Below are 20,131 nucleotides of genomic sequence, written 5' to 3'. Positions count from 1 at the left end.
CGGGGAGGGTCAGTTGACGGCGCAGTCGGTGGGCTGCGAGGTGCAGGGCGCCGGGAGCGGGTTCTGCCCGGCGGGGGGCCGGGCGGGCGGCTCCGGCCGGGCGGCGAGGATCTTGCGGACTCCGCTGACGAGGCCCGCGGCGAGAACCACCCAGCCGAGCTCGGCGAGCCGGAGTACCGTTTCGCTCCAGTGCACGGCGGACCGTCCCTGGTAGCCGAGGACCGCCGTCAGGCCGAGCAGGCAGCTGTACGCGGCGCCCTCCCAGAACCCGACGACGAACAGGCCGGCGGCGGCCCAGGTCAGGTACTGGAGCGCGGACGCGGTGGAGAGCAGCAGCAGCAGGCTCATCGTGACGGCGACGACGACCGGCAGCTGCGCGGGCCGCAGCCAGGCGAGCCAGACCCCGGCCGCCACGCAGGCCAGCACGAAGAGGAAGTGGCCGTCGCCCTCGATGAAGGTGATGAAGGACTGCGGCAGGCCGAACAGGTCGGCGAACCGGACGAGCCCCCAGAGGCGGTAGCCGCCGCCCGCGTACTCCAGGACGTTCTCCTTGAGGTTCTGCGGGACGGTCAGCAGGACCGGCCCCCAGACGAGGGCGACCAGGGCCGCGAACCCGGCGGAGAAACGGACGAGAACCGGCCGGCCCGCCCGCAGCGCCACCAGGAACAGTGCCGGGATCACCACCACGGGGATGAACTTGACGCTGATCGAGAGCGCGGCGGCCACCCCGGCGGCCAGCGGTGCCTTCCGGTCCACGAGGAGGTGGGCGGCGACCAGGGCGAATGCGATGGCGACCGCGTCGGTGTTGCCGTGGTACCCGGAGGTGGCGATCAGTACGGGGCTGGCGGCCACGCCCACACCGCAGGCGACGGCGGCGCCGAGCGAACCGCGCCGGCGCACGATCTCGAACACGACGAGCGCGCAGAAGAAGTCGGCGATCGAGGCGGGCGATCTGATCAACGTGCCGAAAGGGATGCCGAGTTCGGAGAGTTCATTCAGACCGAGAAGCATCCAGCCGGCCAGTGGCGGATGGTTGTAGACGGGAAGTCCCGGCAGCGGCTGTTCGTAAATCCGAATGGGCCCGTACCGCACGATCGCCTTTGCGAAACCACGAAAGATTCGCACATCGGCCGGGCCGGGCATATTCGCCGCGATCAGCATTCGGGTGATAAGACCCGCTGCCGCGGCAATGATGACCACCACCCTTGCTCGTGGCACGTCCCAGGTTTCGCATCGCATTCGGATACCCATGAAAACAGAACGTAGCAACCCGAAGACGCTGAGCGACGTACCGATGGCCACACTTAGATGGACCATTACTTAAATGTGCCGCGCATTCGCGCAAACATTCGCACCCCTGAATCACTCGAACGGTTCAGGGGTGTGGGGTGGCGGAGGAGATCTGCCCGGCCGGGAGCGGCACGGCCGGGCAGTGCGGATCACAGCATTCGGTCGACCACGCCCGCCGCCGCGTGCCCGTCGTCCAGGTCGCAGAAGTCCCGGCGGAACGCCTCGTACGCCTGCGCGTGTCCCGCGGTGGACCGCTCCGGGTCGCGCAGCGCCTCGACCAGGCCGGTGGAACCGGGGATCAGCGGGCCGGGGGCACGGGCCTCGAAGTCGAAGCAGAAGCCGCGCAGGGTGTCGCGGTAGTGCGCCAGGTCATAGGTGTGGAAGAGCATCGGGCGGCCGGTCTGGGCGAAGTCGAACATCAGCGAGGAGTAGTCGGTGACCAGAGCATCGCTGATCAGCATCAGTTCGCCGGCGTCCGGGTAGCGCGAGACGTCCCGGACGAAGCCGCTGCCGCTGTCCGGCAGGCGGTCGGTCACCAGGTAGTGACGGCGCACCAGCAGCACGGTGTCCCCGCCGAGTTCGCGTTCGGCGGCGGCCAGGTCGAGCCGCGGGCCGAGGGCGTAGCGGCCGCCGCTGAGCAGCTGGTCCTCCCGCCAGGTCGGCGCGTACAGCACGACCCGCTTGCCCTCGGGAAGGGCGAGCCGCTCGCGTACCGCCGCGGCGACCTTCGCCCGGTCCGGGGCGTGGAACAGGTCGTTGCGGGGGTAGCCGCACTCCAGGATCTCGCCCCGGTAGCCGAAGGAGCGTCTGAGGACCGGGGTGGAGAAGCTGTTCGGCGAGACCAGGTAGCTCCACTGGCGGGCGCGCCGTTCGATGGTGGCGATGTAGGCGGCGTTGGCCCGGGCGGTGCCCGCCAGATCGAGGCCGATGCGCTTGAGGGGGGTGCCGTGCCAGGTCTGGACGACGCACTGGCCCTCGCGCCGCTCGAACCACTGGGGCAGCTGGGTGTTGGTGACGACGTACCGGCTGCGGGCCAACGCCTCGTGCCAGGCGGCGGAGCCGTGCTCGACGGCGGTGGCGCCGGCCGGGATCCGGGCCTGCTGGTCGCGCACCACCCACAGGTGTTCCAGCTCGGCGCCGCGCCGGGTCACCTCCTCATGGACGGCGCGCGGTGAGTCGGAGTACTGCCGGCCGTCGAAGCTGCTGTACAGCACCGTGTCGCGCAGCGGTGCGGTGCGCCGGGCCCGGTAGCCCTCGCGCAGCAGCCGCTCGCCGCGCGGGCCGCGTTCCGCCGCGGCGAGCACCGGCGCGCTGTTGATCAGCAGCTGGTCGTGGAAGCGCCGCTCGACGGTGTACGTCCGGCCGCCGAGGGCGCGGGCGGCGGGCAGGGTGCGGTGGGCGGCGGCCGGGATGCGCAGTGCGGCGTCGTCCGCCTCGTCCCGGGCGCCACGCTCGCGGAGGAAGAGGTACCACTTCCCCTGGCCCAGCGGCAGCTTCCCGCCGGGGCCCTCGACGGCGTCCGGCCTCAGCGCGGCCCGGAACCGGCGGGTTCCGGCGGCCCCGGAGAGGGTGAGGCCGAAGAGGGCCTCCTCGCCGTGGCCGCTGTGTCTGGCCACCAGGTCGACGGGCCGTTCCGGGAGGTCGGGGAAGGTGCCCTCCAGGAGGAGCTGTCCGTCCTGCGTCCAGGTCGCCAGGTCGACGGCGGGCTGCACGGCGCGGTCACTGATCAGCAGATTGCCGCGGGAGCCGGCGGTGAGGCCGAGTTCGCGCCGCTCCCCACCGTTCCCGGCCAGCGGATAGCGGCCCGGCGGCACCGGCCCCGGCACGTCGACCGGGGTGCGACGGCCGTCCGGTCCGACGAGGTGGAGGCTGTACGACAGCTGGGCCCGCCCCGCCCCCTCGGCCGTGTCCGGCCGGGCGTCGGCGAAGGCGCCGAGCGGGACGTCCACGGTGAACCGCCGCCAGCCCGCCGCCGACGGAACAGCCCCCTCGTGCACCGTGACCGGGCGGTCGAAGGTGGTGCCGGAGGGGCGGTGGGTGAGGGCGAGGCGCAGCGGGCCGTTGCCGAGCCGGTCGCGGATCATGCCGTCGATGACCACGGCGGCGGTCCCGTCGCCGGTGTCGCCCGCGCGGTGCGTCTCGAAGCGGGCGTCGATCCGCTCGGCGTGCAGCACCAGCCTGCCGCCGTCGAAGGCGGGCACGATCCGGTGGTCGCCGTCGGGTCGGTGCACGGGCGGCGGGGCGGCCGCCTCGTGGGTGGAGAGCTCGGAGCGGCGTAGCAAGCCGTGTCCGGCGATGCCGATCTCCGGCCGCCAGGTGAGGCGTTCGGGGCCGGCGCCCGGGGCGATGCGGAGCCTGGCCGGGTCGATGACGGTCTTGAAGCCGGACCGGTCGTAGTCGTACAGGCTCTGCCGGGACCGGGCGGTGGCCTCCGGCTCGTCGGCCGAGCGCAGCCGCAGCGGCACCACGTGCCGGCGTCCGGCCCGCAGCCAGCCGGCCCGGAACTCGGCGGCGCGCGATCCGGCGGGCAGGTTGCGGATGTACGCGTACCCCTTGAGGTGCAGCTTGCCGCCCTGCCAGCGGGCGTCCAGCAGCCGGGCGGTGAGCGGCAGGTCGCGCTCACCCACGCGCAGCACCGAGCGCGGCACCGGCCGGGTGAGCACCGGGTAGGAGGCGCTGCGGCGGCGTACGCCCCGCACCGTGAAGGCGCCCGGCTCGGCCTTGTCGAGGGCGAGCAGGTCCAGCAGCTCGCCGGTCCGCCGTTCGCGCACGAGGTGCCACATCAGGCGCAGCCGCAGCGGCAGCGCGTCGAGGACGGCCGGGTCGACCTGGTCGGTGAACTCGTTGGCGTACGTGAGGAAGGCGCGCCGGTACTCCTCGTCGCCGTCGGGCAGCGCCTCCATGAAGTACCAGAGGTCGTTGGCGAGCACATGCGCCTCGTACCGCCGTTTGTCGGCGGCGTCGCGGTGTTCGTCGAGGAAGGCGGAGACGCCCAGCACGTGCGAGACCCGGTCCTGGACGCCCCGGACGACGGCGCGGCGGGTGGTGATCGAACCCGCACGGTCGCGCCAGTGGTAGACGGGGTCCTTCAGCACGTCGACGGAGCGGGCGAGGAAGTGGGCGGGCAGGACGACCGGGATGTCCTCGTAGAGGGCGCCGACCGGGAAGGCGAAGGCGTGCTCGTCCCAGAAGGACCGGCGGAAGACCTTGTTGCAGGCGATCCGGTCGGCGGCCAGGTCCCAGTCCCGCGAGATGTGGGTACGCAGCCGGGTGGTCGCCATGGGCCTGCGGAAGTTGGGCGACTGCTGGAGCCGGCCGCCCGCCCGCAGCCGCAGCACGTTGCCGGACGCGATGTCCGAGCCGGTCTCGTCCAGGGCACCGACGAGGAGTTCGTACGCGCGGGGCGGCAGCACGTCGTCGCTGTCGACGAAGGCGAGATGGCGGGCGCCCGGATCGCAGTTGCGGACCCCGGTGTTACGGGCGTGCCCGAGCCCGCCGTTCTCCTGGCTCACCAGCCGGAACCTGCCGTCCTGTTCCGCGAAGGCGGCGGCCAGGGCCGCGCTGTCGTCGGTGGAGCCGTCGTCGACCATCACCACCTCCAGGTCGGTCATGGTCTGCTCCGCGAGGGACTTCAGGCAGTCCGTCAGATAGAGCTCCACGTTGTGGACGGGTACGACGACACTGAGCCGTGGCGACATGGTGGGCACGTCCGTTCATCGGGGGCCTGATTTGTCCGTACGGCTCAACCCCGTGGCGGGCCGGGGGTCACCGGTCCCGGTCTCTCCCGAACGGGTGACATCGGCCGTGCCCCGGTTGCCGTACGGTCCGGCTCCGCGCCGCTGTCGTCGCGGGCATTGCTGTCGTCGCCGGCGTCGCCGGCGCCCAGGAACAGCCGGCGCACCACGCGTTCGGCCGCGTGCCCGTCGTCGTACGGACAGAAACGCTCTCGGAACGCCGCCCGCAGCCCGGCCGTCCGCGCCGAGCGCCACTCGCCGGTCCGGAAGATCCTGAGCGCCCTTCGGCCGCGGCGCAGGGCGGCCCGGCGTTGAGGGCCGGCCCGGCGCCGAGGTGCCCGGGGAGGATGATCACCCTGACCCGGGGGTCGCGCCGGGCGAACCCGGCGGCGATCTCCGCGCCGCCGTCCCGGGATCCGTCGTCCACGACCAGGAGCTCCGGCTCGCCGGGAATCTGGTCGGGCACGGACTCGATGGCCGCCCTGGGACAATCCTGAACGCGGTGGACGGGCACGACGACACCGAGAAGCACGGCAGCCGAGCGCAATCGCGCGGTCACCGCGTGCCGAATCCTGTGTTCACCCGTTCGGGGCAGTGTCGGTGACCCGGGGCTTCCGCCCCGGTTGACCGGGCATGAAGCCGCGCCTCAGTGTCGTCGTCCCGGTCCACAACGTCGAGGACTACCTGGAGGACTGCCTGCGTTCGGTGGCCGAACAGGCGGTCACCGACATCGAGGTGGTCCTCGTGGACGACGGTTCGACGGACGGAAGTTCGGCCATCGCCGCGTCCTTCGCCGCCCACGACCGCCGCTTCCGCCTGGTGCGCCGCCCCAACGGCGGGCTGAGCGCGGCCCGCAATACGGGCGTGCGGCACACCACGCCGGACGTGCCGTACCTGGCGTTCGTCGACAGCGACGACGTCGTCGTCCACGACGCCTACGCGCGGATGCTGGCCTCCCTGGAGTCGACCGGCTCCGACCTCGCGACCGGCAATGTGTGGCGGCTGACCGAGCAGGGGCGGCAGCAGGCCTGGCAGTACCGCTGGCTGACCGGCAGCCGAGCCCGCACCCACATCAGCCGCGACCCCCGGCTGCTCGCCGACCGGGTCGCCTGGAACAAGGTGATCCGGCGCTCCTTCTGGGACCGGCATTCCTTCGCCTTCCCGGAGGGCAGGCTCTACGAGGACACCCCGGTGATGATCCCGGCGCACTACCTGGCCGGCTCGGTGGACGTGCTGCACGAGCACGTCTACTACTGGCGGGTCCGGGAGGGTTCGATCACCCGGCGGCGCACGGACGTGCGGGGCGTACGGGACCGGATCTCGGCGTGCGAGCAGGTCAGCGCGTTCCTGGCGGGCCGGGGCGGGGTGACGAACGGCGCGGCGCGGCGCCGCTACGACCTGTCGTGCCTGCGCGACGACTTCGTGTACTTCCTGGAGGGGCTCCCCATGGGCGGCCCCGAGTACCGGGAGGCGTTCATGGCGGACGCCGGGGCGTTCCTGGACCGGATGGAGCGGATGGACGGGGCGGGCCGCGCGGACCGGGCCGTGGCCCACGAGTTGCCGGTGGCGCTGCGGATCAAGTGGCAGCTGGTGAAGGAGCGCCGGCTCCCGGAGCTGCTGGAGGTGCTGGCCTTCGAACGGGCCAACGGTGCCGGGACGTTCCTGGTCGGCGGTGTGCCGGGGCGGCGGCAGGCCGGTTTCCCGGGTATCCCGGACACCGCCCGCCTCGCCCGTACCGATCTGCCGGCCGTGGCGCGGCTGGTGGACGCGCGGTGGGGCGACGACGGGAAGCTGCGGCTGCGCGGTTACGCGTACATCCGCAATCTGCCGGCCACGACGCCCCGCCACTCACTGAAGGTGGGCATGGTGCGCGCGACCCACGGCCAGCAGCTGCGGACGGTTCCGGTGCGGAGTGTGCCCGCGCCCGAGGCGACCGTCGACTCCGGCCAGCAGCTGCACGGTTACGACCACTCCGGCTTCGAGATGACCCTCGACCCGCGTCGGCTGCGGCCCGGCGGCTGGCTGGTGGGGATGATGGTGGCCGCCCAGGGCACGGTCCGCCGGGTGGCGGTGCGCGCCCTGGAGGCGGGGGCCGCCCAGCCGCACATCCATGACCTGGGCGACGGACGGCGGGCGGTGCTCGACTACCTGGGCGGGCGGCTCCGGCTGACCCTGGAGCGGCTGCCCGCCCGCTGCGAGTCCCGCCGCTTCGGCAAGGACCTGGAGCTGACCGGCCGGCTGTACGGGGGTGCCCGGCCGAAGGCCCTGGTGCTGACCTGCGACGGGGTGGCGGACCAGGAGTTCGGCCATCCCGTCGAGTGCCGGCCGGACGGCCGCTTCACGGTACGGATCCCGCTCGCCGACCTCGCCGGGATGGCGGCCGCGCCACCGGCGCCGCACCGGGCGCCGCGCGAGGTCGAGCCGGAGCCCGGCGGGCGGTGGCGGGCGCGTCTGGTGCTGGCCGACGGGGCGCGGGTGCCGCTCGCGGTGGCCCCGGAGTCGGTGCCGCCGGTGGTGGCCGACGCGGCGGGCGAGCTGGTACTGGACCTGAGCGGGCAGCCGTTCGTGGACGGGGCGGTGTGGACGCCGGACGGTGCGCTGCGGGTGGAGGGCGTGACCGGCGCCGGTACGGGCGTACGGCAGGACGAGGGCCCGGACCGCCTGGTACTGCGGCACGAGGCGCTGCGCGAGACGGTGTCGGTGCCCGTCACCCATGACGAGCGGCGCGCGGGGGTGCCGGCGGGTGCGGACGGTAAGGCGTGCGAAGGGGCGTACGGGGGGTGCCGGTTCACCGCGTTCCTTGCGCCGTCGGTGGCCGCCGGGCTGCACGAGGGCCGCTGGGAGGCGTATCTGGGCGGCCGGCCGGTCCGGGTGCTGACCTCGCTCGCCGCCCGGCTGCCGCTGCGCCGCAGCGGCCCGGTCGCCACAGCCCCCGTGCCCGGCCGGGAGTTCGCCCTGGACCGCCGGTCCGGCGACCGGCTGAACGTGCAGGCCGGGCCGGTGCTTGCGCTCGCCGAGCGCGGCGCGTACCGCGGGGCCGAGCTGCGGAGCAGGCACTACCCGGCCCGGCGCGCGATGCCGCTGCGGGACACGTTCCTCTACACGGGCGGCGACTCACCGCGCGCCGTGCACGCCGAACTCCTGCGCCGGGGAGTGGAGTCGGAGCACCTATGGGTCACCGACGGGGTCCACGGGCACGTACCGCCCACCGCCGTCCCGTTGATCGAGCACAGCGCCGCCTGGTACGAGGCGCTGGCGCGGTCCCGCCGAATCGTCACGGCGGACCAGCTGCCCGAGTGGTTCGAGCGGCGGCCCGGCCAGACCGTCGTGCAGACCTGGCACGGCACCCCACTCGGCCGCTTCGGCGCGGATCTGGCCGGCACCCTGTACGCCGACCACCAGGAGCTCGCCACGCTGCCGCGCCGCTCGGCCCAGTGGTCCGTCCTGGTCTCTCCCAGCCGCCACTCCACCCCGCTGCTGCGGCGCGCGCTCGGCTACCGGGGCGAGGTCCTGGAGGCGGGCTCTCCCGCCAACGACCTGCTCTTCTCGGCCGACCGCACGAAGACCGCGGAGCGGGTACGGCGCAGGCTCGGCATCCCGGACGGCCGCCGGGTCGTGCTCTACGCCCCGACCTACCGCGATCAGCTGGCCCACCCCTGCGGCGCCGACGGCGAGCGGCTCCGCTACCGCTGGGACCGGGCGCTCGACCCGGCCGCGCTGGCCCGGTCCATCGGTGCGGCCCACACGGTGCTGGTGCGCCGCCATCCCCGGGTGTCCGGGAGCGTGCCCGAGTGGGCCGATGTGCGTGACGTGTCGGCGCACCCGGACACCGCGGAGCTGCTGCTGATCGCCGATGTGCTGGTCACGGACTACACGGGCCTGATGTTCGACTTCGCACACACCGGCCGCCCGATGCTCTTCCACACCTACGACCTGGCGCACTACCGCGACACGGTGCGCGGTTTCTGCCTGGACTTCGAGAGCCGGGCACCGGGCCCGTTGCTCGCCGGGGCGGACGAGATCGCCGCACTCCTTCGCGACTCCGGCTCCCTGACCGCGTCGGCGGCCCGGCACGCGGACGCGTACGAGAGCTTCCGCCGGGACTTCTGCGATCTGGACGACGGCAAGGCGGCGGCCCGGGTCGCGGACCGGCTGCTGGCCGAGAGCTAGGGTCTTTCGTTTGGATCGGGCCGGATCAGGGAGCGGGGTCCGGTGCCGTGCGTCGCAAGGCGGAGGAGGGAAGCGACGCGGAGCGTCGGTGACCGACGACAACGCGGCGAGGCGCGGCACCGGGGCACGCGAGCCCGGCATGATCCAAACGAAAGACCCTGGCCCCCGGCCGGTCAGCCCGCGGCCGAGGGCCAGAACCCCGGCCGGTCAGCTCTTGAGGGCGGCGACCGCGGCCGCGGCCAGATCGTCGAGATAGCCCTTGGGCAGCGGGCCCCGGACGACGGCGAGCCGCCAGTACAGCGGGCCGACGATCAGGTCCAGCGCCCGGTCCGGGTCGCTGTCCCCAGGCAGCTCGCCGCGGGCCACGGCGTCCCGTACGACCACGGCGGCGATGCCCTGCTGCGGGTCCAGCAGGGCGGCCTTGATCGTGTCGGAGATCTCCGGGTTGCGGGCCGCCTCGACCAGCAGGTCCGGGATGACCTGCGAGGCGACGGGGTGGCGCAGGGCGTACGAGGCGAGTTCGAGTACGGCCCGGACGTCCCCGTACAGCGAACCGGTGGCCGGCGCCGGCATGCCCTGGGCCGCGACGGCCGAGACCAGGTCGAGGACCAGGGCCAGCTTGGACTTCCAGCGGCGGTAGACGGCGGTCTTGCCGACGCCCGCGCGCCGCGCGATCCCCTCCATCGACATCCGGGCGAAGCCCACCGCGGCCAGCTCCTCGAAGACGGCACCGCGAATCGCATCGGTGACGTCCTCGCGCAGCACGGCGGCTCCGGCGGGGACACGGCGGCGGGTTCCCGGGTCGGTGGTCATGGCCGAATCATAGTCCGTGACGACGGAACGGTTGCGTTGCGACGTGAATGCGCCCTACCCTCGGCGTTGCGACGATACGGTCCCGTTCCGTCGGTCGCCGCGTGTTCCCGCCTCCCCTTCCACCCTCCCGTCGAAAGCGATCGTGGTGAGCCAGACAGCAACCCCAGCGGCCCCGGCCGACACCCCCGGCACGGCGCCCTTCCCGGTGTACGCGCCGGGCGAGCTCGCCACGCTCGCCGCCCGGCACGGACTCACGATGAGCGGGGCCCGGCCCTCGCTGGTGACGTACATCCGGCAGCTGTGGGGGCGGCGGCACTTCATCACGGCGTTCGCCACCGCCAAGCTGACCGCTCAGTACAGCCAGGCGAAGCTCGGCCAGATCTGGCAGATCATGACGCCGCTGCTGAACGCGACGGTCTACTACTTCATCTTCGGTGTCCTGATGAACACCAAGCGCAACGTCGAGGACTTCGTGCCCTTCCTCGTCACCGGCGTCTTCATCTGGACCTTCACCAGCAGCTCGATCACCGCGGGCACCCGGGCGATCAGCGGCAATCTGGGGCTCGTCCGGGCGCTGCACTTCCCGCGCGCCTCGCTGCCGATCGCCCTGGCCCTGCAACAGCTTCAGCAGCTGCTGTTCTCGCTGGGCGCGCTGGTGCTCATCCTGGTGGGGTTCGGGCAGTTCCCGAAGCCGTCCTGGCTGCTCGCCGTTCCGGCGCTGTTCCTCCAGGCCGTGTTCAACACCGGTGTCTCCATGGTGGTGGCGCGGCTGGCCGCCCGGACGCCGGACATCGCCCAGCTGATGCCGTTCGTCCTGCGGACCTGGATGTACGCGTCCGGGGTCATGTGGAGCGTGGACACCATGCTCAAGGGCGACCGGGTCCCGCACTTCGTGATGGTGATGCTGGAGTGCAATCCGGCCGCCGTCTTCATCGACCTGATGCGGTTCGCGCTCATCGACAGCTTCGGCGCGTCCCATCTCCCGCCGCATGTGTGGGCGATCGCCGCGGGCTGGGCGCTGGTGTGCGGTGTGGGCGGATTCGTGTACTTCTGGCAGGCGGAGGAGCGGTACGGACGTGGCTGATCACATGAGTGACATCGACGTGCGGGTGCCGACCGTCGTGGTGGACGACGTGCACATCACGTACAAGGTGAACGGCGCCCGTACCGGAAAGGGCAGCGCCACCTCGGCGCTCAGCCGGATCGTCTCGCGCCGGCAGAGCCCCGGGGTGCGCGAGGTGCATGCCGTGAAGGGGGTGAGCTTCGCCGCGTACAAGGGCGAGGCCATCGGTCTGATCGGCTCCAACGGCTCGGGGAAGTCGACCCTGCTCAAGGCCATCGCCGGGCTGCTGCCCGCGACGAAGGGCCGGGTGCACACCCAGGGCCAGCCCTCGCTGCTCGGGGTGAACGCCGCGCTGATGAGCGATCTGACCGGCGAGCGCAACGTGGTGCTCGGCGGCCTCGCGATGGGCATGACGCGCGCCCAGATCCGCGAGCGCTACCAGGGGATCGTCGACTTCTCCGGGATCAACGAGAAGGGCGACTTCATCACCCTGCCGATGCGTACGTACTCCTCCGGCATGGGCGCCCGGCTGCGCTTCTCCATCGCGGCCGCCAAGAGCCACGACGTCCTCCTCATCGACGAGGCGCTGTCCACCGGCGACGCCAGGTTCCAGCGGCGCAGCAAGGAACGGATCATCGAGCTGCGCAAGGAGGCCGGCACGGTCTTCCTGGTCAGCCACAGCAACAAGTCGATCACCGAGACCTGCGACCGGGCGATCTGGCTGGAGGCCGGGACGCTGCGGATGGACGGTCCGGCGGACGAGGTCGTGGCGGCGTACGAGAAGTTCACCTCCGGCAAGAAGTAGTACGCGGCACCCCGGGCGATAAACTCCCCTGCCGCACAACGGGGTTGCGTCGCAGCGGTTGCGTCGCAGGTTGCGTCCGGCCCCGGATCCGCTCGAGGGGGACACATGCAGGACGGCGTGCCGGGACCGCTGCGGGCGGACGATCCGCGCGAGATCTCCGGTTACGTGCTGCGGGCCCGGGTGGGCGCGGGCGGGATGGGTACCGTCTACCTCTCACACACCCGGGGCGGCCAGCCCGTCGCCCTGAAGGTGATCCGCCGGGAGTACGCGCGGAGCCCGGAGTTCCGGGTGCGGTTCGCGCGTGAGGTGGCCGCCGCCCGCCGGGTCTCCGGATACCACCTGGTGTCCGTCGTCGACCACGACACCGAGGGGCCGCAGCCCTGGCTCGCCACCCACTACGTCCCCGGCCTGCCGCTGGACACCGTCATCGGCGCGCACGGTCCGCTGCCCGCGGCCGCGGTGCTCCGGCTGACCGGCTGCCTCGCCGGTGCGCTGGACGCCGTCCACGGCGCCGGGGTCATCCACCGGGACATCAAGCCCGGCAATCTGCTGCTCGCCGCGAGCGGCCCCTGGCTGCTCGACTTCGGGATCGCGCGGGCGGCGGACACCCGGACGCTCACCACGGCGGGGCGGCTGATCGGCAGCCCGAAGTACATGTCGCCGGAACACGCGCTGGGCAGGCCGCTGACGCCCGCGTCCGACGTGTTCGCGCTCGGGCTGCTGGCCGCCGAGGCCGCCGCCGGGGAGCACCCGTACGGCCGGGGCCACGGTCTCGCGGTGGCCGCCCGCATCGCGGACACCAACCGCGAACCCAGGGTGCGGAGTGCGGACTGGAGGGCCGTGGCGCTGCGGGCGCGAGCGAGGTCGATCCGGACCCGGTCCACGGTGGCCAGCCGGAATTTCTTCGCCGACAGGCAGGTGGTGAGGGCGTTGGTGAGGATCGGCCCGTAGCGCAGACCGGCGATGAAACGGCGGGCCGGGGCGCTGACGTCGAAGTCCTCCGCGTAGAGCTCGCGTGTCTGCCGGTCGGTGAGCCTGCGCAGCGCGGCGGCGTGGGCGAGGGGGGCGCCCAGCATGTAGATGTCGAACCGCTCGGAGGCCGGGGCGAGTTCGGAGGGCTCGTCGGTGCCCTCGGCGGAGGGGGGCGTAGGCGCTCGTGGTGGTGCGGATGCGTTCGCCGATCTGGACCGCGGCGTCGTAGTCGATGAGCACGTACCGGGCGGGCGGCCCGAGGACGAGGATGTTCTCCGGTTTGATGTCGGCGTGGATCCAGCCCTTGGAGTGCTCGTCGCCGTTGTGCCGGTCGGCGTGCAGCGCGGCCAGGGTGTTGCACAACTGCTCAGCCAGGTCCAGGAGTTGATCGGGCTTGAAGCGGCGGTGCGATTCGGCCCGCTCGTCGATCTCCTCCTGGAGGGTGCGTGAGATGCCGCCGTGGTGCCCGATGAACTGCTGCACGAGGAAGCCCTCGTAGGGCACCTCACCACCCTGCTGTCCGCCGGGTCCGCCGTTCGCGAGCAGGGAGGGGGACGGCTGGGACTCCACGCTGATCACGACGGGGCACTGCTGGGTGAGCTGGGCGGCCTGCCGGGCCGCCCGCAGTCCCTGGTCGCGCTGTTTCTTCTGTTCGCCCAGCGCCCGGTGGACGCTGCGCGGGTCGTCCAGGTCCGTCCGCGACCACCACATGCCCTTGATCACCACGTCGCCGCCGGACCAGCGGTCCTCGGCGAGCACGGCGTATCCCTGGCCGGCACCGGCGAGGAGGCGCTTGGTGCGGAAGCGGCCGTCCTCGCCGTAGCTCTCGGGGAGCCAGGCCAGCGGCCCGGTTCACGCTGGAGGACGGCACGACGGTGAAGGTCGGCCGGGCGCCCGGCGAGGGCGGTATCTCCTTGCACGACCTGGTCCCGGAGCACCGCACCGCCGGCCTCAGCCGCGCCCATGCCGAGCTGCGGGTGACCGGCGGCATCGTCCACGTACGGGACCACAGCACCTACGGCACCCGGTGGCGCTCGACGGCCGGCAGATCGGGACCGGGACCGTGGAAGAAGCTCGGCACCACTGAGCGGCAGTACCACGGCGGGGACGAACTCCGGCTGGTCGAGGGCGTGATCCTGGCCCGCAGCGGCCGCCGCTTCCCGACCGAGCTGGCCCAGGAATGGCAGCGCCGCCGGCCGACCCCGCCGGACGCGGCGGGCGAAACCCGCATGTACTGACGCCCCACACGCGACAACAGAAAGGGAGGCGGCCACCGGCACCCGGTGACCGCCTCCCTCGACTACGGGCTCTCAGCCCGTTATGCGTGCGTACGGAGCAGGGTGCGCATCGTCCGCATCGCCACCGACAGGTTCGCCAGGTCGAACGCGTCCGAGCCCTGGATCTCCTCAAGGGTGGAGCGGGACCGCGTCAGGATCGCCGCGTTCTTCTCCTCCCACGCCTGGAACCGCTCCTCCGGCGTCGAGGTGCCGTTGCCCACCGCCAGCACGTCCGCGGTGAGCGCGGCGTGCGCGGCGTACAGGTCCTCGCGGATGGAGGCACGGGCCATGGACTGCCAGCGGTCGGCCCGCGGCAGCTCGATGATCCGGTCCATCAGCTGGGTGACGCCCAGCCGGTCCGCGAGGTCGTAGTACACCTCGGCGACGGAGAGCGGGTCCTTGCCGGTGCGCTCCGCGATCGCCACGATGTCCAGCGCCGGGAAGGCGGAGGAGAATCCGGCGACCCGCTGGGCCAGCTCGCCCGGGACGCCCGCCTCAGTGAGCTCGTCCAGGATCGACTGGTACCACTCCAGGTCGGCGCCCATCAGCATCTTGGGCAGCTCGGCCCAGACCTGGTCGACGCCCGCCTTGAAGAAGTCGATCGTCGCGGCGATCTCCAGCGGCTGCGGCCGGTTGCCGAGCAGCCAGCGCGAACCGCGCTCGACGAGCCGGCGCGAGTGCAGCCGGATCCGGGTCTGCACATCGGCGGCGACCTCGTTGTCGAGCGCCTCGACGGCGTCCCACACCTGGCCGAGGCCGAAGATCTCACGGGCCGCGAACTGCGCCCGCACGATCTCCTCGATCGATGCGCCGGTCTCTTCCCGCAGCCGGTGCAGGAAGGTCGAACCGCCGCTGTTCACGGTGTCGTTGACCAGGACCGTGGTGATGATCTCGCGCCGCAGCGCGTGCCCGTCGACCGCCTCGGGGAACTGCTCGCGCAGCTGCTCCGGGAAGTAGGCGTGCAGCAGCTTCTGCAGGTGCGGGTCGTCCGGCAGGCTGGTCCGGATGAGCTCCCGGGCCGCGGTGATCTTCGTGTACGCGAGCAGCACGGCCAGCTCGGGCTGGCTGAGCCCCTTGCCGCCGCTGAGCAGCTCACGGATCTGGCGGTCGGCGGGCAGGAACTCCAGACCGCGGTCGAGGTCACCGTCCCGGCCCAGCCGGCGCATGAAGCGCTGGTGGGCGTGGAGCAGCGAGGAGGACTGGGACGTGGCGTTGGCGAGCGCGACGTTCTGCGCGTAGTTGTTGCGCAGCACCAGGCGGCCGATCTCGTCGGTCATCTCCGCGAGCAGCTTGTTGCGCTGCTTGACGGTCATGTCGCCGTCCCGGACCAGGCCGTTGAGCAGGATCTTGATGTTCACCTCGTGGTCGGAGGTGTCCACACCGGCGCTGTTGTCGATCGCGTCGGTGTTGATCCGGCCGCCGCCCCGGGCGAACTCGATCCGGCCGAGCTGGGTGGCGCCGAGGTTGCCGCCCTCGCCGACGACCTTGGCCCGCAGGTCCTCGCCGTTGACCCGGATCGCGTCGTTGGCCTTGTCGCCGACGTCCGCGTTCGACTCGGCGGAGGACTTGATGTACGTACCGATGCCGCCGTTCCACGCCAGGTCCACGGGGGCCTTGAGGATGGTCTGCATCAGCTCGGCGGGCGTCATCTTGGTGACACCCGGCTCGATGCCGAGCGCCTCGCGGATGTGGGCGTTGACCGGGATGGACTTGGCGCTGCGCGGGTGGATGCCACCGCCCGCGGAGAGCAGGTCCTTGTTGTAGTCGGCCCAGGAGCTGCGCGGCAGCTCGAACAGCCGGCGGCGCTCGGCGTACGAGGTGGCGGCGTCCGGGGTCGGGTCGATGAAGATGTGCCGGTGGTCGAATGCGGCGACGAGCCGGATGTGCTCGGAGAGCAGCATGCCGTTGCCGAACACGTCACCGGACATGTCTCCGACGCCGACGACGGTGAAGTCCTCGGTCTGGGTGTCGTGGCCCAGTTCGCGGAAGTGCCGCTTGACGGACTCCCAGGCGCCGCGGGCGGTGATGCCCATGCCCTTGTGGTCGTAGCCCGCGGAGCCGCCGGAGGCGAAGGCGTCGCCGAGCCAGAAGCCGTACGAGACGGCGACCTCGTTGGCGATGTCGGAGAACTTCGCGGTGCCCTTGTCCGCGGCGACGACCAGGTAGGTGTCGTCCTCGTCGTGCCGGACGAGGTCGGTGGGCGGCACGACCTCGCCGGCCACCATGTTGTCGGTGATGTCGAGCAGCGCCGAGATGAAGGTGCGGTACGAGGCGATGCCCTCGGCCATCCAGGCGTCACGGTCGACGGCCGGGTCCGGGAGCTGCTTGGCGACGAATCCGCCCTTGGCGCCGACCGGCACGATGACGGTGTTCTTCACCATCTGTGCCTTGACCAGGCCGAGGATCTCCGTACGGAAGTCCTCCCGCCGGTCCGACCAGCGCAGACCGCCTCGGGCGACCTTGCCGAAGCGCAGGTGCACACCTTCGACGCGCGGCGAGTAGACCCAGATCTCGAAGGCCGGCCGGGGCGCCGGCAGGTCCGGGATGGACTGCGGGTCGAACTTCATCGAGACGTAGCCGTGCGGCTTGCCGCTGTCGGCGCGCTGGAAGAAGTTGGTGCGCAGGGTGGCCTTGATGACGGTGAGGAAGGAACGCAGGATGCGGTCCTCGTCGAGCGAGGCGACCTGGTCCAGGGCCCCGTCCAGCTCTTCGAGGAGGCCGTCGGTCAGCTCGGTGCCGGCGTTCTGCCGCTCCGGGGACATCCGGGCCTCGAAGAGCGAGACCAGCAGCCGGGTGGTGTGGACGTTGTTGCGGAGCGTGCTCTCCATGTAGTCCTGGCTGAACGTCGACCCGGCCTGGCGCAGGTACTTCGCGTAGGCGCGCAGCACCATCGCCTGGCGCCAGTTCAGACCGGCGCCCAGCACCAGCGAGTTGAAGCCGTCGTTCTCGGCCTCACCGGTCCACACGGCGGCGAAGGCGTCCTGGAAACGGTCCCGGGCGTCGTCGGCGAGGTAGTTGCCGCTCCCGTTGACCTGCGGCATCCGGAGTCCGAAGTCGTAGATCCAGGCGTGCGTACGGTCGGCGCAGCGCAGCTCGTACGGACGCTCGTCGACGACCTCGACACCGAGCCGCTGGAGGGCCGGGAGCACGGCGGACAGGGAGACCTGCTCGCCGGTCCGGTAGATCTTGAAGCGGCGTTCGCCGGGGGCGGCGCCGACCGGCTCGTACAGGCTGAGGGCGAAGTCGGTCTCGTCCTGCTTGAGCGCTTCGAGGTGGACCAGGTCGGCCACGGCGGAGCGCGGCGTGTGGTCGGCCTTGTAGCCCTCGGGGAACGAGTGGCCGTACTGGCGCAGCAGTTCGGCGGCGCGCTCCTCGCCGCATTCGGCGCCCAGCGCCTCCTGGAAGCCGTCGGCCCAGGAGCGGGCGGCCTCGACGAGCCGGGCCTCGATGCGGTCGGCCTCGGCGTCGGTGAGGTCGGGCAGCTCGGTGCCGGGTGCGACGCGGACGACGAAGTGCAGCCGGGAGAGGATCGACTCGGTGTTCCAGGCGGTGAAGTCGACGCTGGTGCCGCCCAGTTCCTCCTTGAGGATGTCGATCAGGCGCAGCCGCACACCGGTGGTGTAGCGGTCGCGCGGCAGGTAGACGATCGCGGAGTAGTAGCGCCCGTACTCGTCCTGGCGCAGGTAGAGCCGCAGCCGACGGCGCTCCTGGAGGTACAGCACGGAGGTGACGACGGAGCGCAGCTGGTCGACGGGCGTCTGGAAGAGCTCGTCGCGCGGGTACGTCTCGAGGATCTGGAGCAGGTCACGGCCGTCGTGGCTGTTGGGCGAGAAGCCCGCGCCCTCCAGCACCTCGGCGACCTTGCGGCGGATGACGGGCACCCGGCGCACGGACTCGGTGTAGGCGGCGGAGGAGAACAGTCCGAGGAAGCGGCGCTCACCGATGACGTTGCCGTCCGCGTCGAACTTCTTCACACCGACGTAGTCGAGGTAGCTCGGCCGGTGGACGGTCGAGCGGCTGTTGGCCTTGGTGAGGACGAGGAGCTTGCGCTCGCGGGCCTTGGCCCGGGCGTCGACGGGCAGCCGGTCGAAGGACGGGCTGACGGGGTGCGCCTCGTCGACGCTGTGGTGCGGGTCGGAGCGCAGGATGCCGAGGCCGGTGCCGGGGACGGCGGCCAGCGAGTCGGTGTCCTTCAGCTCGTACTCGCGGTAGCCCAGGAAGGTGAAGTGGTCGGCGGCGAGCCAGCGCAGCAGTTCCCTGGCCTCGTTGACCTCTTCGTCGCCGAGGTCGTCGAGCGGCTCACCGGGCAGGTCGTCGGCGATGCGCAGCGCGGCGTCGCGCATCTTGTCCCAGTCCTCGACGGTCTCCCGTACGTCGGACAGCACGCGCAGCAGGTCGGCGGAGATCTGCTGGAGGTCGGCGCGGTCGGTCTCGCGGTCGATCTCGACGTGGATCCAGGACTCGACGAGCGCGTCGTGCGGCAGCTCGTGCTCGGCGTCCTTGGAGCCGCGGCCCTGCGGGCCCGTCGCGATGCCGTTGCCCTCGGCGAGGACCTCGATGAGCTTGCCGGTGACGTCACGGCGTACGACGACCTGCGGGTGGATCACGACATGGATGCCGCGTCCCTGCCGGGACAGCTCATTGGTGACGGAGTCGACCAGGAACGGCATGTCGTCGGTGACGACCTCGACCACCGTGTGGCTGCACGTCCAGCCGTTCTCCTCGACGGTCGGGGTGTGCACCCGGACGTTCGCCGTGCCCTGCGGGCGCGTCTCGGCCAGCCGGTAGTGGGAGGAGGCGGCGCCGAAGACGTCCACGGGGTCGCGGCCCGCGATGTCCTCCGGAGCAGTGTGCAGGTAGTAGCGCTGGAGGTAGGAGAGGAGCACGTCCTGCCCGGGACGCTCCTGCTCGGCCCCGGCGGCCGCAACACGCACCCGGGAGGTACCGCCCGGGCCACCGACACCACCGCCCGGGCTGTTGTCAGCTACCTTCGCCGCCCGTGCGAGCAGCTCGGCCTTGGCTTCGTCCAGCTTGGTCTGCATGTCCTCTGGCTCCTGTCGCGCGCCGTTGCGTGACGTAGGTGGAAAAGACGACGTACCGCCACGACACGGGGTTTCCGGTCTGAGTCGACGCTATGCCGCTATGAGAGATGCCCGGGGCCGAATCGACCACTTTTGACATTCGGTCCGGGCTGAGGGAATCAGCGACGGCCCGGGTGCTGTGGCACTCCGGGCGCAGGCCGGGGGCTTCGCTGCCCCCGAGGCGTATCGCGCTGATCACGGGGTCCAGGCTATATCGCCCGCCCCCATGACCGTCACGAGCCGTTTGTGTAAAAAGATGGGCCCGAACTTTGACAGTCTGGACAGCGCGCGCGTCCGTATTGCCGCACTCTGGTAGGCGGAACAGGCCGACGAACCGTGGGAGCCCCGCCATGGCACCGAAGATCCTGATCGTCACCGGCGACGCCGCAGAGTCCCTGGAGGTCCTCTACCCCTACCAGCGGCTGCGCGAGGAGGGGTACGACGTCCACATCGCGGCCCCCGCCCGCAAGACGCTCCGCTTCGTGGTCCACGACTTCGAGCCCGGTTTCGACACGTACACCGAGAAGCCCGGCTACACCTGGCCCGCCGACCTGGCGTTCTCCGAGGTCGACCCCGGGGAGTACGTGGCCCTGGTCGTCCCGGGCGGCCGGGCCCCCGAGTATCTGCGCAACGACGCCGAGCTGCGCAAGATCCTCAAGGCGTTCTTCGACTCCGACCGGCCGGTGGCCCAGATCTGCCACGGCCCGCTGATGACGGCGGCGGTCGGCGCACTGACCGGCCGGCACGTCACCGCGTATCCCGCGCTGGAGCTCGACATGCAGACGGCGGGTGCCACCTTCGAGGACCACGAGGCGGTGGTCGACGGTGTGCTGGTCTCGTCCCGCGCCTGGCCGGACCACTCCGCGTGGATGCGCGAGTTCCTGAAGATCCTCCGCACAAAGGCCCCGGTCACGACCTGACGCCCC

12 protein-coding genes and 2 pseudogenes are annotated in these 20,131 nt (G+C 71.9%); 8 read left to right on the top strand and 6 right to left on the bottom strand.

Going from position 1 to position 20,131, the window contains the following annotated elements:
- Positions 1-9: 9 nt before the first annotated feature.
- From OHA19_RS24955 to OHA19_RS24940, 4 genes and pseudogenes are all read right to left on the bottom strand, one after another.
- A complete protein-coding gene (locus OHA19_RS24955; RefSeq protein WP_405751668.1) occupies positions 10-1,092 on the bottom strand; it encodes a hypothetical protein in 1,083 nt (360 codons plus the stop codon).
- A gap of 347 nt (positions 1,093-1,439) precedes the next feature.
- Complete coding sequence (locus OHA19_RS24950; protein ID WP_405751665.1) at positions 1,440-4,997, bottom strand: CDP-glycerol glycerophosphotransferase family protein; 3,558 nt, start codon at positions 4,995-4,997, stop codon at positions 1,440-1,442.
- 35 nt (positions 4,998-5,032) lie between these two features.
- Positions 5,033-5,296 (bottom strand): annotated as a pseudogene (locus tag OHA19_RS24945) (CDP-glycerol glycerophosphotransferase family protein); the annotation flags it as partial.
- A 44-nt stretch (positions 5,297-5,340) separates the two neighbouring features.
- A pseudogene (locus OHA19_RS24940) lies at positions 5,341-5,538 on the bottom strand (glycosyltransferase family 2 protein); the annotation flags it as partial.
- Positions 5,539-5,657: 119 nt separating this feature from the next.
- Between OHA19_RS24940 and OHA19_RS24935 the strand changes: the two are divergent.
- Entirely contained in the window at positions 5,658-9,194 is a 3,537-nt protein-coding gene (locus OHA19_RS24935) for a CDP-glycerol glycerophosphotransferase family protein (RefSeq protein WP_405751663.1), read from the top strand.
- Between the two features lie 207 nt (positions 9,195-9,401).
- On the opposite strand, the gene OHA19_RS24930 is transcribed toward OHA19_RS24935, so the two are convergent.
- On the bottom strand, positions 9,402-10,007 hold the full coding sequence (locus OHA19_RS24930; protein WP_405713206.1) for a TetR/AcrR family transcriptional regulator: 606 nt from the start codon (positions 10,005-10,007) through the stop codon (positions 9,402-9,404).
- A gap of 142 nt (positions 10,008-10,149) precedes the next feature.
- Between OHA19_RS24930 and OHA19_RS24925 the strand changes: the two genes are divergently transcribed.
- The 6 genes from OHA19_RS24925 to OHA19_RS24900 all read left to right on the top strand — a co-directional run bounded on the left by OHA19_RS24925 (position 10,150) and on the right by OHA19_RS24900 (position 14,085).
- On the top strand, positions 10,150-11,091 hold the full coding sequence (locus OHA19_RS24925) for an ABC transporter permease (protein ID WP_405713208.1): 942 nt from the start codon (positions 10,150-10,152) through the stop codon (positions 11,089-11,091).
- A 4-nt stretch (positions 11,092-11,095) separates the two neighbouring features.
- A complete protein-coding gene (locus OHA19_RS24920) occupies positions 11,096-11,875 on the top strand; it encodes an ABC transporter ATP-binding protein (protein ID WP_405721518.1) in 780 nt (259 codons plus the stop codon).
- A 105-nt stretch (positions 11,876-11,980) separates the two neighbouring features.
- Entirely contained in the window at positions 11,981-12,826 is an 846-nt protein-coding gene (locus OHA19_RS24915; protein ID WP_405713210.1) for a serine/threonine-protein kinase, read from the top strand.
- 129 nt (positions 12,827-12,955) lie between these two features.
- Complete coding sequence (locus OHA19_RS24910; RefSeq protein ID WP_405713212.1) at positions 12,956-13,297, top strand: hypothetical protein; 342 nt, start codon at positions 12,956-12,958, stop codon at positions 13,295-13,297.
- Positions 13,298-13,306: 9 nt separating this feature from the next.
- Positions 13,307-13,726 carry a hypothetical protein gene (locus OHA19_RS24905; protein ID WP_405751661.1) on the top strand — a complete coding sequence of 140 codons (420 nt, stop codon included), beginning with the start codon at positions 13,307-13,309 and terminating at the stop codon, positions 13,724-13,726.
- Entirely contained in the window at positions 13,723-14,085 is a 363-nt protein-coding gene (locus OHA19_RS24900) for an FHA domain-containing protein (RefSeq protein WP_405751658.1), read from the top strand. The genes OHA19_RS24905 and OHA19_RS24900 overlap by 4 nt, the downstream gene beginning before the upstream one ends.
- Before the next feature lie 80 nt (positions 14,086-14,165).
- Here the strand turns inward: OHA19_RS24900 and OHA19_RS24895 are convergent, their stop codons facing one another.
- On the bottom strand, positions 14,166-19,166 hold the full coding sequence (locus tag OHA19_RS24895; RefSeq protein WP_405751655.1) for an NAD-glutamate dehydrogenase: 5,001 nt from the start codon (positions 19,164-19,166) through the stop codon (positions 14,166-14,168).
- Between the two features lie 389 nt (positions 19,167-19,555).
- On the opposite strand from OHA19_RS24895, the gene OHA19_RS24890 reads away from it, so the two are divergent.
- Positions 19,556-20,125 (top strand): DJ-1/PfpI family protein, encoded by a 570-nt coding sequence (locus OHA19_RS24890; RefSeq protein ID WP_405713219.1) that lies wholly within the window; start codon positions 19,556-19,558, stop codon positions 20,123-20,125.
- Positions 20,126-20,131 lie beyond the last annotated feature (6 nt).

It is taken from the genome of Streptomyces sp. NBC_00012 (assembly GCF_045040875.1).
Lineage (GTDB): Bacteria > Actinomycetota > Actinomycetes > Streptomycetales > Streptomycetaceae > Streptomyces.
Note: the sequence above shows the minus strand (reverse complement) of the source record. Positions and strands in the feature narration are given on the sequence as shown.

Coding starts and splice junctions, on each gene's coding strand:
- OHA19_RS24935 (WP_405751663.1), top strand. CDS start 5,658: ATGAAGCCGCGCCTCAGTGTCGTCGTCCCGGTCCACAACGTCGAGGAC.
- OHA19_RS24930 (WP_405713206.1), bottom strand. CDS start 10,007: ATGACCACCGACCCGGGAACCCGCCGCCGTGTCCCCGCCGGAGCCGCC.
- OHA19_RS24920 (WP_405721518.1), top strand. CDS start 11,096: ATGAGTGACATCGACGTGCGGGTGCCGACCGTCGTGGTGGACGACGTG.
- OHA19_RS24915 (WP_405713210.1), top strand. CDS start 11,981: ATGCAGGACGGCGTGCCGGGACCGCTGCGGGCGGACGATCCGCGCGAG.
- OHA19_RS24910 (WP_405713212.1), top strand. CDS start 12,956: ATGTCGAACCGCTCGGAGGCCGGGGCGAGTTCGGAGGGCTCGTCGGTG.
- OHA19_RS24895 (WP_405751655.1), bottom strand. CDS start 19,166: ATGCAGACCAAGCTGGACGAAGCCAAGGCCGAGCTGCTCGCACGGGCG.
- OHA19_RS24890 (WP_405713219.1), top strand. CDS start 19,556: ATGGCACCGAAGATCCTGATCGTCACCGGCGACGCCGCAGAGTCCCTG.